The sequence below is a fragment of the bacterium genome (genome assembly GCA_035454885.1).
Classification (GTDB): Bacteria; UBA10199; UBA10199; order JACPAL01.
Genome location: DATIGE010000062.1, coordinates 1 through 13,002 on the forward strand (window position 1 = coordinate 1; position 13,002 = coordinate 13,002).

The 13,002-nt window shown below is 61.5% G+C and carries 17 protein-coding genes and 1 tRNA gene; 12 read left to right on the forward strand and 6 right to left on the reverse strand.

Annotated features, from left to right (window positions below; translation table 11 throughout):
- Positions 1–253: 253 nt before the first annotated feature.
- A complete protein-coding gene (locus tag VLJ37_10440) occupies positions 254–472 on the reverse strand; it encodes a hypothetical protein (protein ID HSA60089.1) in 219 nt (72 codons plus the stop codon).
- Positions 473–680: 208 nt separating this feature from the next.
- Here VLJ37_10440 and tmk point away from each other — a divergent pair, with 208 nt between their 5' ends.
- Genes tmk through VLJ37_10460 form a run of 4 tightly spaced genes read left to right on the forward strand, consistent with a single transcriptional unit; the run spans position 681 to position 5,752 of the window.
- On the forward strand, positions 681–1,382 hold the full coding sequence (gene tmk, locus VLJ37_10445; protein ID HSA60090.1) for a dTMP kinase: 702 nt from the start codon (positions 681–683) through the stop codon (positions 1,380–1,382).
- The gene (locus tag VLJ37_10450) at positions 1,318–2,058 is read left to right on the forward strand and encodes an AAA family ATPase (protein HSA60091.1); all 741 of its coding nucleotides are present in this window, start codon (positions 1,318–1,320) and stop codon (positions 2,056–2,058) included. The genes tmk and VLJ37_10450 overlap by 65 nt, the downstream gene beginning before the upstream one ends.
- Positions 2,059–2,060: 2 nt before the next feature.
- Positions 2,061–3,995, forward strand: coding sequence for a methionine--tRNA ligase (gene metG, locus VLJ37_10455; GenBank protein HSA60092.1), 1,935 nt, complete (start codon positions 2,061–2,063; stop codon positions 3,993–3,995).
- A gap of 41 nt (positions 3,996–4,036) precedes the next feature.
- A complete protein-coding gene (locus VLJ37_10460) occupies positions 4,037–5,752 on the forward strand; it encodes a protein phosphatase 2C domain-containing protein (GenBank protein ID HSA60093.1) in 1,716 nt (571 codons plus the stop codon).
- Here VLJ37_10460 and VLJ37_10465 read toward each other — a convergent pair whose 3' ends face one another.
- The 5 genes from VLJ37_10465 to VLJ37_10485 all read right to left on the reverse strand — a co-directional run bounded on the left by VLJ37_10465 (position 5,753) and on the right by VLJ37_10485 (position 7,767).
- The gene (locus VLJ37_10465) at positions 5,753–6,388 is read right to left on the reverse strand and encodes a hypothetical protein (protein HSA60094.1); all 636 of its coding nucleotides are present in this window, start codon (positions 6,386–6,388) and stop codon (positions 5,753–5,755) included. It lies immediately after the preceding gene.
- A 6-nt stretch (positions 6,389–6,394) separates the two neighbouring features.
- Positions 6,395–6,468, reverse strand: a tRNA-Arg gene (locus VLJ37_10470).
- Positions 6,469–6,588: 120 nt separating this feature from the next.
- Positions 6,589–7,146, reverse strand: a complete 558-nt coding sequence (locus VLJ37_10475; protein HSA60095.1) for a hypothetical protein — start codon at positions 7,144–7,146, stop codon at positions 6,589–6,591.
- A 71-nt stretch (positions 7,147–7,217) separates the two neighbouring features.
- Positions 7,218–7,499, reverse strand: a complete 282-nt coding sequence (locus tag VLJ37_10480) for a hypothetical protein (protein ID HSA60096.1) — start codon at positions 7,497–7,499, stop codon at positions 7,218–7,220.
- 70 nt (positions 7,500–7,569) lie between these two features.
- Positions 7,570–7,767, reverse strand: coding sequence for a hypothetical protein (locus tag VLJ37_10485; protein ID HSA60097.1), 198 nt, complete (start codon positions 7,765–7,767; stop codon positions 7,570–7,572).
- 104 nt (positions 7,768–7,871) lie between these two features.
- On the opposite strand from VLJ37_10485, the gene VLJ37_10490 reads away from it, so the two are divergent.
- From VLJ37_10490 to nuoK, 8 genes are read left to right on the forward strand one after another with little or no spacing between them, the layout of a single operon-like run.
- Positions 7,872–8,306, forward strand: a complete 435-nt coding sequence (locus VLJ37_10490) for an NADH-quinone oxidoreductase subunit A (GenBank protein ID HSA60098.1) — start codon at positions 7,872–7,874, stop codon at positions 8,304–8,306.
- A gap of 2 nt (positions 8,307–8,308) precedes the next feature.
- Complete coding sequence (locus tag VLJ37_10495; GenBank protein HSA60099.1) at positions 8,309–8,806, forward strand: NADH-quinone oxidoreductase subunit B family protein; 498 nt, start codon at positions 8,309–8,311, stop codon at positions 8,804–8,806.
- Between the two features lie 14 nt (positions 8,807–8,820).
- Entirely contained in the window at positions 8,821–9,342 is a 522-nt protein-coding gene (locus tag VLJ37_10500; GenBank protein HSA60100.1) for an NADH-quinone oxidoreductase subunit C, read from the forward strand.
- A gap of 2 nt (positions 9,343–9,344) precedes the next feature.
- Complete coding sequence (locus tag VLJ37_10505; protein ID HSA60101.1) at positions 9,345–10,460, forward strand: NADH-quinone oxidoreductase subunit D; 1,116 nt, start codon at positions 9,345–9,347, stop codon at positions 10,458–10,460.
- Between the two features lie 7 nt (positions 10,461–10,467).
- Positions 10,468–11,688, forward strand: coding sequence for an NADH-quinone oxidoreductase subunit NuoH (gene nuoH / locus VLJ37_10510; protein ID HSA60102.1), 1,221 nt, complete (start codon positions 10,468–10,470; stop codon positions 11,686–11,688).
- Entirely contained in the window at positions 11,685–12,188 is a 504-nt protein-coding gene (locus VLJ37_10515; protein HSA60103.1) for an NADH-quinone oxidoreductase subunit I, read from the forward strand. The genes nuoH and VLJ37_10515 overlap by 4 nt, the downstream gene beginning before the upstream one ends.
- Complete coding sequence (locus tag VLJ37_10520) at positions 12,185–12,697, forward strand: NADH-quinone oxidoreductase subunit J (protein HSA60104.1); 513 nt, start codon at positions 12,185–12,187, stop codon at positions 12,695–12,697. The genes VLJ37_10515 and VLJ37_10520 overlap by 4 nt, the downstream gene beginning before the upstream one ends.
- Entirely contained in the window at positions 12,694–12,999 is a 306-nt protein-coding gene (gene nuoK, locus VLJ37_10525; GenBank protein HSA60105.1) for an NADH-quinone oxidoreductase subunit NuoK, read from the forward strand. The genes VLJ37_10520 and nuoK overlap by 4 nt, the downstream gene beginning before the upstream one ends.
- Positions 13,000–13,002 lie beyond the last annotated feature (3 nt).

Here is a 13,002-nt window from a genome sequence, read left to right on the forward strand (position 1 = left end):
CTCTGGTTCTTCGCGGTGGGCCTTTTGAGGCTCCTGGACGTCCCCGCCGACCTCGTCTACGGGACGCTCGCGGCCGGGGCTTCCCCCCTTTCGCGCGCCGCCATCTTTCTCGCGCCGGTCTTCAATCTGGTCTCGGGGATCTTTCTTTGCCGGCCGATCTTTGCGGATCGGCATTGAGTCAATAAAAAAGCCGTCCCGGGTTTTACCCCAAGGCGGCCTTTTCGTTCCCGCATCTTGTTACTCTTATGACGGCTCAGGTCACAACGGTTCGTCGGCTTCCACTGCCGCCCAAGAGACTTGTGAACTTCGCCGTGACCACGTGCTCGTCACCGGGCGGAACCGCCGTCGCTTCCTTGGTATCGGTCCGTGAGGCGACCCTTTCCGCGGGGCGTCCGGCGGGGGCTTCGGTCTCCCGAATGATCGGATAGTTGTTGGCCTTAGCGAATGCCGCCGGCACCCTGAAAAGTCTCACATCACCCGCCATCTTCTTCTCCCTTTTTCGCCCTCTGGAGACTATTATCGCCACCTGGGTCCCCCCAAGTTGCGGATTGCTACCCGCAAATTTTATGTTAATTTGGCCGTCATTGAAAGGCTAAACACCCGGCGGCCCCCTCTGTAAAGCAAAAACCATTGATTTTATTACATTTTTTAACGCAGCGTGTCTCATGCGGTGAGTCAAAATGAAGGGTCTTTTTATCACCTTTGAGGGCATCGAAGGGTCCGGGAAAACCACCCAGATTCAGGCCTTGGCCCGCGCCTTGAGCGGATCGGCGGAGGTGGTCCTGACTCGGGAGCCGGGAGGGACCCCCCTGGCGGACGCCATCCGGGAGACCCTCCTCGCTCAAAAGTCCGTGGGCATGGCGCCCGCCACCGAGCTCCTGCTCTACGAGCTCGCCCGGCGTGACCATGTGGAGGAAGTCGTGCGCCCCGCCCTGAAGCGCGGGGCTGTGGTCCTCTGCGACCGGTTCACGGACGCCACGGTCGCCTACCAGGGCTACGCACGGGGTCTGCCCCTGCGGAAGATCGAGTGGCTGAACCGGATCGCCACCGGCGGTCTCAGGCCCGACCGGACGTTTCTCTTCGACCTCCCCGTCGCGACGGGCCTCCGGAGGGCCGAGACGCGCAAGAAAAAGCTCGACAGATTCGACCGCGAGTCGCAAACCTTTCACGAAAAGGTGAGACGCGGCTATCTCGCGCTCGCCCGAAACGACAAGAAAAGGTTCCGGATCCTCCATGCCGACCGCCCCCGAGACATCATCTTCCGGGAAATTCATCGCGAGGTGGAGAAGCTCCTCCAAGCGCGCGCACGCCCTGCTGCTGGCCGGTCCCGAGGGGTCGGGCAAAAAGGCCGCGGCGGAGGCCGTCGCGCGCGACGTCCTTGAGAGCGAAGCGGAAAACCACCCCGACCTGATCCGCATCGCCCCGGAAAAAAACGCGATCAAGATCGAATCCGTGCGTGACCTCATCGGCCGCGTGGCGCTCAAGCCCGTCACGGCGGGAAAGATCGTCGTCATCGTGGAGGAGGCGGACGCGATGACGACCGGCGCCGCGAACGCCCTCCTCAAGACCCTGGAGGAACCTCCTCCGTACGTCCTGTTTCTCCTCCTCACCGAGCGTCCGGAGGAATTGCCCGCGACGATCCGCTCCCGTTGCCAGCGCGTGCGGTTTCAGATCCCCCCGCAGGCCTTGCGTGAACGGCTCGAGGCCCTCTACGCCTCGTTCGAAACGGATCTCACGCCGCTTTGGCCCGTGCCCCGCTCCCCGTTCGCAACGGCCTCGAAATTGACGGAGTCCCTGGCCGCTCAAGCCGACCGGCTCTATCCCCTCTTGGATCTTCTCCGTGCCCTCTGGCACGACGCCGCTGTCCTGGCGGCGGGAGACGTCCGCGCGTTGGTTGTTCCCGGAGCCCGAAGCCGATTGGAGACGCTCATCGCCCGTAAGAGCACGGACCGGCTTTTTGAGGAGATGGATCTCATTCTTGAGACCGAGCGGGCCTTGGATGGAAACGTCAACAAGACGCTTGCCCTCGAACGCCTCTTCTATAAATTGATCGCCTGAACATGCGCGGAAAATTCTACATCACGACGGCGATCGATTACGTGAACAGCCTGCCCCACCTGGGGACGGCCTACGAAAAGATCGCGGCCGATGCCATCGCGCGCTTCAAGCGGATGGAAGGCTACGACGTCCATTTTCAGATGGGCAACGACGAGCACAGCGCCAACGTCAAGAAGGAGGCCGACAAGCGCGGGATCGACGCCAAGAAATATTGCGACGAGATGAGGGTCAAATTCGAGGCGATCTGGAAGTCGCTGGAGATTTCCTATGACGACTTCATCCAGACCTCCGAGCCGCGGCACCACCGGGGCGTCACGGCCTTCATCGAGCTCGTCCGGAAGAACAGCCCGAACGATCTCTTCGAAAAAGAATATGAGGGTTGGTACTGCGAATCGTGCGAGGCCTTCCAGACGGAGAAGGACCTGGTGGACGGCAAATGCCCCAACCACAAGACGACCCCGAAATGGCTCAAGGAGAGAAATTACTTCTTCCGTCTCTCGGCCTATCGGGAAAAACTTCTGAAACATTACAAGGACCATCCCGAGTTCATCCTGCCTGAAATCCGCAGGAACGAGGTGGTCCGTTTCGTCGAGACAGAGCTCCAGGACATCAGCGTCTCCCGCGCGAGTTTTCCCTGGGGCATCCCGTTCCCGAACGATCCGACGCACGTCGTTTACGTCTGGTTCGACGCCCTGGTGAACTACCTGAGCGCCATCGGTTTCGGCGATCCGAAAAAAGGAGACAGCCGGAGGCTGTGGCCGGCGGACCTTCACGTGGTCGGCAAGGACATTACGCGTTTTCACTGCGTGATCTGGCCGGCGATGCTGATGAGCGCGGGGCTCCCGATTCCCAAGACCGTCTTCGGGCACGGCTTCGTCTTTCTCAAGGGAGAGAAGATGAGCAAGAGCCTGGGGAACGTGCTCACGCCCCTCGACATCGTGCCCCGGTTCGGCGCGGACGCACTCCGCTACTATTTGCTGCGGGAGTCGAGCTTCGGTTCCGACGGCGATTTCACCTGGGACAATTTCATCAAGCGGTACAACAGCGACCTGGCGAACGACGTCGGCAACCTTCTCAACCGGACGCTGGGGATGGCCAATCGGTATTTGAGCGGAGTGATCCGGCGCCCGACGGTCCCCGAACAAGAGGAGGAAAAGCCTTTGCGCGAGGTCGTTGCGGGTGTTTTGAGCAAGGTGCGAACGGAAATGGATTATGCCGCCCAGGGCGACGTCGATTTTCACACGGCCCTCGCCTCCGTTTGGGAAGTCATCGCCGCGGCGGACAAGTACATAGACACCTCGGCGCCCTGGAAACTCGCGAAGGACGGCAAGACCGCCGAAATCGGCCGCGTGCTTTACAACGTCGCCGACACGCTGCGGAACGTCGCCCTTCTGATCAGCCCCTTCATCCCTGCGGCGGCCAGGAAGATTTGGGAACAGCTGGGGCTCACCCGCACGCTCGATTTCGAAAAGCAGACCTTTGAAAACGTCGCCTGGGGAAAGACCCCGGATACGAACGTCACGGAGGGGACGCCCATCTTCCCCCGCATCGAACCGCCCGAAACGAAAACAGGAGACAAGAAAATGGCAACCACCGCCGCACCCGCCGATGGCCTCTTGGACATCGCCGACTTCGCGAAGGTCGATCTCCGCGTCGCCGAGGTGAAGCAGGCCGAAAAGGTCGAAGGGGCCGACAAGCTCTTGAAGCTCCAAGTCGAGATCGGCGGTGTGCCCCGGCAGATCGTCGCGGGCATCGCGCAGCACTACACGCCCGAAGAGATCGTGGGCAAAAAAGTGGTGGTCGTGGCCAATTTGAAGCCCGCCAAGATCCGCGGCGTGGAATCGAACGGCATGCTCCTCGCCGCCAGCGACGAGAACGGGCTCTCCGTGGTGACCCTCGACCGCCTGGGCCTCGCCAGCGGCGCCAAGGTGAAGTAAAAGGCCGCAACCGCCCCCAAAGACCGCCGAAAGGCTCCCCCATGCCGGCGACCCCCTTCGTCCATCTCCAATCCTTTTTGACCGAAGTCTCCCGCCTCCCGGCGCCCGATCAGATCTCCCTGGTGCAGAGCGCCAATCTGGCCCTCGAGGGGCGGGGTCCCCAGGAAGACCTGCTGGCCCTGCGGGACGCGGCCCAGTCCGTCCTCCGGAAAATTTCGGGTGATACCGCCCTCCCTCCCCAATCCATCCTGTGGACCCGCTGGTCCGAAAGCGGCCAGGACACCGGCGTCGGCCTCTTGTGCACCACGCCCCACGGCCGCCTCGTCCTCCTGCCGGAGGGTTTCGACGCCGACCGCCTTTCTTTCGACCAACCCGTCGATGATCCGATCACGCTGGGGGCCCTGGCGGCCCTGTGTCCGGAGCACGCCTCCCTCTTCCCGCCGTCCCCCGCGCGCAACGAACGACGGTCCCTCCGCAATGCGGCCGGAAGGGAGGCGGGATGGGACCACGTCGTCTGCGGCGGCGCCGAGGGTACGGTGAGCGACGCCGCCTCCATGCTCTCCGGCGTGACCTCCCTCGGGGACGGGGTCAACCAGGAGGATGGCCTGTATTTGGCCCGCTTCCGGACAGGCGACGGACGCACCGTCCGCATCCTGGCGGGCGCCGATGGGCTGGGCGGAGCCGCGCTGGGAGAAGAGGCGTCGAAGGCGGCCCTTTTGGGCGTCCAAGCCGGTGTCATCCGGGCCCTCGCGGAGAACAGGATCCCGCTGGCCGGGGACCTTTTCGAAGACGCGCGCACAGCCCTGGTCGATCGCGTCAACGCCCTTGAATCGGCGCGTGAACGGCCGTTCCAGAAAAATGCGGAGCCCAATACGGTCATCGCGATCGCCGTCTTGGTCGACGACCTGGCGACCGTCGCGACGGCCGGGGATTTTCTCGTCACCTACAGCTTCAGGGACGAAAGCGGCAATGTCGTCACCGCCGGCTGCTCGGAGGTGGACGCCTACAGCGACCACGGCGTCTACTCGACCCTCCTGGAAGGGCCGGTGCGTCTCTGCCAGGTCCGCATGAGGCCGGGAAGCTGGCTCTGCCTGGGGAGCGACGGGCTTTTCGGAAGCCTCATGCAAGGCTTTAAGACGCGTTTTTCCTCGTTCCTGCGCTACGAAGGCGGCACGCCCCGTCCCGAGCAAAGGCTGCTGCACAACCTGAATCACATCCTCCGCCACACGCCGCCCGCCGGCGTCGCTCAGGCGCTCTTTGATAGCTCGATGGGGAGAAGTGAAATCCCCGGCCTCGGCCCGATCACCTGCGAATTTGATAACAAGACCGCCCTGGCCTCTCATTGGGGAGAGGACATTTCCCGCGATCCCTTCCTGGCGCCGGGACACTACGCCGACCTGAACCGCGTTTTCCCCGGGGACCAATACGTCTACGACTCACGGATCTTCCGCGTCCAGATGACGCCCGCGCTCTCCGAGATCTCCATCGGTCGCAGCCCTCACCCCGGCGGTCTCCCGATGATGGTCCTCCCGGACGAAAAGCTGGAACCCCTCCACGCCCGCATCGTGAGGGAAGGCGGCAACCCGGAAGTCCTCTTCTTCGTGGAGAAACTCGTCGGCCGCGGCCGCATCGTCCTCTTCGACAAGCACGACAACAAAATCGCCGCGATCCTTCGCAAGGGCTCGCGCCATCCGGTCCGGCCCGGCGATCTGATCCGTCTCACGCACAAGACCTTTTTGCGCTTCAATGGGATCTGACTAGCGCCTTCCGCCCCCGCCGCGGCCGAAGCCGTATTTGTGGACCGGCGCCCCGCCGGTCGAGTCGACGACCTCGATCATGCGACCCGTCTGCTCCTCCCACTTGCGGAGGGCCTTTTCCAGAATGGGCTGGTTCATCGACCAGAGCTCCATGTGCTCGCCGGCGAGCACCGTGCTGGAGAAGAGGGTGTAGCCGATGGAGAAGTTCTGAAACCCCGTCTCGTCCGGGCCTCCCCAGCAGATGAACGAGGTCGGCTCCTGGATTTGAAGCCGGATGGGATGCTCGGGGTCGTGAGAGGTGCGGAGGAAGCCGATGATGTTGAGGTTCAACCGCGCCGTCCACATGGGCTCCTTCAGCTTCTTCATGATGAGCATGAGCTCGTCCAGGAACGTCATCTGGTCGAGGCCCTTCTTCTCGATCCGCTGGGTCGCGTTGTAGGTGATGACCTCCAGGGAATCCGGAAGAACGAGGCCGAAGAAGGCGCGGAGAAAGTTGAAGATCTGCTCGAAGAACCAGACGTTGGTCTCTTCGGGCCGCATGCGGGTGAAGTCGATGTTGGAATGGAAGCCCCACGTCCCGAGCACGTGCCCGCGGTCGCGGCTGTCGGACATGAAATCGTCGAATCCCTTGAGCATGAAGTGTGCGCCTGGCAGGATTCGAACCTGCGACCCTCAGATTCGTAGTCTGATGCTCTAATCCACTGAGCTACAGGCGCTTGTTAAGCAGCGGCCGTGAGGTGTGCGGCCGCTGCTGTTACAAGCGCCCGTCCCAAAAGGCAACGCCTTTTGGGGCAGGCGCTTTCTTACAAAGTATCCACGCCGAAAAGGGAGGTCAATCACCGTTTTGCCACCCGCAGCGCCTCCCAAAGCTCTTTCTCCAATCTCAAAGCGCCGGAGGCCATGGCGTAGCGCCGCGCCAAGTCCAAGAGATCGATCAACGACTCGTCTTCGACGAAGTGCCGGAATTCGTAGGCGACGTCGCGGGGACCGCCCGCCGGGCGGTACCCTTGCTGGAACAAGAGAGGCTGAAGTTCGATGGCGAAGCCGACAAACCGGTCGGTGAGCCCGCGCTCCTCGAGGGCGGCCATGGCCGAGTCATGACATCGCGCGAAGCGGTGGCCGGCCGCTTCGAATCGCCTCTGAATGGCGTCATCGGCAACGCGCTCATCGCGGAGGCGTGTTAACCCCCTTACGACGCCCCGATAGTCCTCCAACTTGACGGGCCGACCGCGCAGGAGCCGGTCCAAGGTGGCCAGGTCACGTTCGAGCACCCCCTCGCGGTGCAGGGAGGAGAAAAAACCGCTCTCCTGGCCGGCTTGATAAGAGACGCCGAATCCACCGCAAAGATTGGCCACGTGGCTGAACAGGATGTTTTGGGAAACCGAGACGTTCATGAATGGCCCTCCCGTCATTAGGAACCGCACTTATCGGATTCGGAGCTGAAAGGTTTCGTCCGGATTGGCGATCAACCGGCGGGGCCCTGGCGGTAGGTGACGCTCACCTCGGTCCCTCCTCCCGGCAGGCGTTTTTCCTTCATGTTGTATTTCTTCGGGAAGAAGCTGGAGAGCTTGTCGATGAGGCTCACCGCCTCGCCGGCGTAGGTGACGTTCAGGGTGATGAGCCCCGGGGCCTCGGAGACCAAATTCACCTTGGAAACGCCCTCCGACTTGAGGAGTCCGGCGCGGAGTTCCTGGAAATCCTGAAAGGACGTGATGCCGGACAGGGTGACGGCCAAATCGACGGTCACCTCGCGATGGGTTTCCTCCAAGCCGGCTTGGGCCGCGGCCGACGCGCCTGCCAGAAGGAATCCAACCAGACTAACGGCGAACGATCCTAAAATGATCGATCCTTTCGATCTCCAGAAGGACATAATCGTCTCCATCCTCGACGCGGACCAGGCCCGATCGGACATCCACCTTGGTGAGTTTTCCCACGTAGGAGATGCCGAAGGCGTGGATTTCGACCTTCTTTCCGACCGCCGTCTTGAGCTTGGATGCGGATACTTCATCTTGCATGATTTCGCACGCCGTATTTCATTCGACACGCCGAGTCAAACGGGTTTTCTCCTTGACAGCTATGCGCCGTTTTGAACATAGTCGCCGCGATTTGAGGGACAAAAATGCTGTTTAACTTCGCGAATGTACTCATTTTTTTGCTCGTCGCGTGCGGCTTCGTCTTCGTGTCCCTGACCCTGGGGCACATCCTTCGTCCGAAGGTCCCGTTTCCTGAAAAGTTGACCACCTACGAGTGCGGCGAGCTCCCCGCGGAAAACGCCTGGGTCAATTTTAATATGCGCTTTTATCTCTTGGCGCTTCTGTTTATCATCTTTGACGTCGAAATCGCCTTCATGTTCCCCGTGGGAGCGGTCTTCAAACAGTGGATCCGCGACGGCCATGGGGTTCTCGCTCTCACCGAAATCGCCGTGTTCGTGGGCATCCTCCTCTTGGGCCTTGTCTATGCCTGGACCAAGGGGGATTTGGAATGGATCAAGACGGTCGAGGCCGGGGACAAGAATATCGGTCTCCAAGTGATGCCCCGGTCATCGAAGGTGTAACTATGCTGACGCTTAAGAACCAGCTCCCGGCCTCCGTCATCACCACGAAGGTGGACGACCTCCTCAACTGGGGGCGCGCCTCGTCGCTCTGGTACATGCTCTTCGGGCTCGCCTGTTGCGGCATCGAGATGATGCAGACCGGCGGCCCGCGCGCCGACCTCGACCGCTTCGGGAGCGTGCCCCGCGCCTCGCCGCGTCAGTCCGACTTGATGATCGTCGCCGGCACGCTCACCTACAAGATGGCCCTCCGAACCAAGGTCCTCTACGATCAGATGCCGGAACCCAAATATGTGATCTCGATGGGCAGTTGCGCCAACTGCGGCGGCCTCTTCCAGCCGGCCTACTCCGTGGTCAAGGGCGTGGACAAGATCATCCCGGTGGACGTCTACGTTCCGGGCTGCCCGCCCCGCCCAGAGGCACTCACAGAGGGCTTGTTGAAAATCCAGGAAAAGATGAGGCGGGAGAAATTCCTGGTGAAAAAGGACAGTCTGGTCGCCTAAGAAAGAACGATCCCATGACATTGGAGCACATCCAAAGGAAGCTTTCCGAATTCTTCAAGGGCGTGCCGATCGAGCTCGTCGAGGGCGCGAAAAATCCCGTCTCGCAGGCCCAGACGGGCGATTCCTGCCTCGTGGTGCCGGCCGACAAGATCAAGGACGTTTGCAAGACGCTCAAGACGATCGAACAGTTCTCCTTCGACTGCCTCTCGAACCTCACCGCCGTCGACCGGAAGGACAAGTTCGAGGTCGTCTATCATCTCTTTTCTTACAAGCACCGCCATTCTTTGACCTTGAAGGCAATCCTCCCTCGCGAAGATTCGGCCCACGTCGAAACCTTGGAAGACCTATGGGGCTGCGCCAACTGGCTGGAGCGCGAGGTCTACGACCTCTTCGGGATCAAGTTTGACAACCACTCCGACCTCCGGCGGATCATGCTCCCGGACGACTGGATCGGGCATCCGTTGCGCAAGGACTATAAAGAGGAAGAGGACTACCACGGGATTTCAACGACGAGACCGTCGTTGTTGTCGTCATAAAGATGGAATTGAACACGGAAGAAATGTTGCTCAACATGGGGCCGCAGCACCCCTCCACCCACGGCGTCATCCGCTTCGTGGTGAAGACGGACGGAGAGGTCATGAACGCGGCTGTGCCCGACATCGGCTATCTGCACCGCTCCATCGAGAAGATCGCGGAAAAGGCCACCTACAACGGGTTCATGCCGTGGACTGACCGCGTGGACTACCTGGCCGCCATGAACTGCAACGTCGCGTACGCTATGGCCGTGGAAAAGCTGGCGGGCATCGAGATCTCCCGCCGAGCGGAGTACCTGCGCGTGATCGCGATGGAGTTGAACCGCATCATCTCCCACCTGCTCGCGGTGGGCTCGCTCGGCATGGACGTCGGGGCTTACACGCCCTTCGTTCACGCGCTCCGCGAGCGCGAAAAAGCGAACGACCTCATCGAAGAGCTGTGCGGCCAGCGGCTCACCTACAACTACGCCCGGATCGGCGGCGTCATCTACGACATGACGCCCAACTGGGACAAGAAAGTCCTGGCCTTCCTGGACCAGTTCGAACCCCTGGTGAACGAATTCGACCGGCTTTTGACCGACGCCAAGATCCTCAGAAAACGTCTGGGAGGGATCGGCGTCGTCACGGCCGAGGACGCGATCAACTACAACCTCGTGGGCCCGAACCTGCGCGGATCGGGCATCATGTTCGACCTGCGTAAGGACATGCCGTACTCGGTCTACCCCGAGCTCGATTTTGAGATTCCCGTCGGAACCGGCGAGGCCGGCGCCCTCGGCGATTGTTTCGACCGTTACAACGTCCGCATGAAGGAGATGCGCGAGTCGGTGAAGATCCTGCGCCAGTGCTTCGAGCGCATTCCGGCGGGCGAGCACCAGGTCAAGGTCCCCAAGAAGATCCGCCCGCCCGCGGGCGACACCTACGTGCGGACCGAAAGCACGCGCGGCGACCTGGGGGTTTACCTCGTCAGCGACGGAAGCGACAAGGCCTGCCGTGTGAAATTCCGCTGCGGATCGTTCAACGCCATGAGCATCGTGGAGAAGATCAGCCGGGGCATGATGGTGGCGGACTTGATCGCCTTCATCGCGAGCTTGGACATCGTCGCCCCCGAAATCGATCGTTAAGACAATTATGCAAAAGCTCGCAGACCTCCTCATTCAGAAGATTCCGGCCCTGCAGTCGATCCCGGCGGATTTCGTGTATCTGGCCGTCCAGGTCGTCTTTGCCCTCGTCATGCTCATGGCCTTCGTGGCGCCCTTCGCGGGAATCATCTCCTGGGTCGAACGGCGCGTCGCGGCCCGCATGATGGACCGCGTGGGACCCAACCGCGTGGGGCCCCAGGGATTCTTCCAGTGGATTGCGGACGGCATCAAGTCGATCCTCAAGGAAGACATCATCCCGACGGCGGCGGACCCGATCCTGTTCCGGCTCGCGCCTTACCTCGTCTTCGCCGGCATGTTCGCGGCTTTCGTAACGGTGCCCTTCTCCAGCGGGCTCATCATCGCGGACCTGAACGTCGGAATCTTTTACCTGATCGCCGTGACCTCGATCGTCGTCGTCGGCATCCTCATGTCCGGCTGGGCCTCGAACAACAAGTATTCGCTCTTGGGCGGCATGCGGTCGGCCGCGCAGATCGTCTCCTACGAAATTCCCTCGGGGCTCGCGATCCTCGTCGTCGTCTTCCTGACGGGATCGCTCTCGATCCAGGACATCATCAAAGGCCAGGGCGCCTACCCCTGGCAGTGGTACCTCTTCGACAACCCGTTCATGCCCGTCGCCTTTCTCTCCCTCTTCATCGCGTCGCTCGCCGAGGGCAACCGGACGCCTTTCGACATCCCGGAGGCGGAGAGCGAACTCGTTTCCGGCTACTCCACGGAGTACAGCGGCATGCGCTTCGTGTTCTTCTACTTCGAGGAATGGGCGAATATTTACCTCATCGCCGCCGTCGGGACCGCCCTGTTCCTCGGAGGTTGGCAGATCCCTCCCGAGGTCAAGACCTGGGCCTCCGCCTTCGGCGGAGGCGTCGGACTGGTTCTCCCGCACGCGCTCGAATTCGCGACGTTCTTCCTCAAGGCGGCCGTCATCGTCTTCGTCGTCATTTGGATCCGTTGGACGCTGCCTCGCATCCGCGTCGACCAGCTCATGAGCCTGTGCTGGAAGTACCTCACTCCGTTCGGGTTCGCCGCGTCGCTGGGTGTGGCGATCTGGATGGTCCTCTTTCCTCAGGGCGTGACGGCGGTTCGCTACGCGCTGTGCGCGGGGGCGGCCTTGACCCTTTTGTACTTTTTCTATCGCGTCGCCTATCAGGTTTGGTATAGCCGGCAACCGGTTCACGTGAATCCGTTTGTATGACCTATCTAAGAAACATTGTTGAGACCGCGACGACCGTCTTTGAGGGGATGTCGATCACGTTTTCGCACCTCTTCCGCAAACCGGTGACGATCCAATATCCCGACAAGACCGAGCGGCCGCTCTCGGAGATGCTGCCGGACCGGTTCCGCGGCTTCCTCAAGGTGGACATGGAGATCTGCACGGCCTGCCTCGCGTGCATGAACGACTGCCCCATCGACTGCATCCTCATCAAGACCAAGAAGGACGAGACGTCCCCGACGAAAGAGCGCGTGCTCACCCAGTTCGACATCGACTTGGCCAAGTGCATGTACTGCGGCCTCTGCACGGAGCCTTGCCCGACGGGCGCCATCCACTTCACCCGGGAGTTCGAGCGGGCGACCGAGGACATCAACGACCTGCTCTTCAAGTTCGTGCCGGAGGGCCAGGTGATCGTTCCGTACAAGGCCCCCAAGAAGGAAGCCGCCGGCGCCGGAGCCGCCGAGGAGGCGGAAGCCACATGATGCCCGACCTCAAGGACGCGGCGTTTCTCCTCATCGCCGGATTCACGATCGTCTCCGCGGCGGGCGTCGCTTTCTCGCGCAAGGTCCTTTATTCGGCATTTTCCCTCTTGGGGACGTTGGCCGGCGCGGCGGGGTTCTTCATTCTCCTTTCGAGCGATTTCATCGCCGTCACGCAGGTCCTCATCTACGTGGGAGGCATCCTCATCCTGATCATCTTCGCCGTCATGCTCACGAACAAGATCGGCGACGTGAAGCTCACCAACCAGGTGGTGAACTACAAGGTCGCGGTCCCCATCTCCGTCGCCCTGGCGATCTTCCTGATCTCGACGTTGACCTCCGGGGTTTGGGTGGAAAAGGATGCCCCCGGCGCCTCCCCATACACGTCCATGGTCGCCCCGATCGGAAACGCCCTTTTGAAGGAATATCTTCTGCCGTTCGAGGTCGTTTCGATCGTCCTCTTGGGCGCCCTGGTGGGCGCGATGGTGATCGTCCGGCGGGAGGTGAAATGATCACCTTGAATTCCTGCTTGGCCGTCACGGCGATCCTCTTCGCCCTCGGTCTCTACAACGTCATGACCCGCAAGAACGCCGTGGGCCTGCTCATGGGCGTGGAGTTGATCCTCAACGCGGCCTCGATCAACTTTGTCGCCTTCTCGCACTTCAACGGCAATCACGTCGGCGGCAACGTCTTTTCGCTTTTTCTGATCGTCCTGGCGGCGTCGGAGGCGGCCGTCGCCCTGGCCATCGTCGTCTCGATCTACAAGCAGTTCGGGACCATCAACGCCGACGAGGCTGATTCATTGAAGGGATAACGA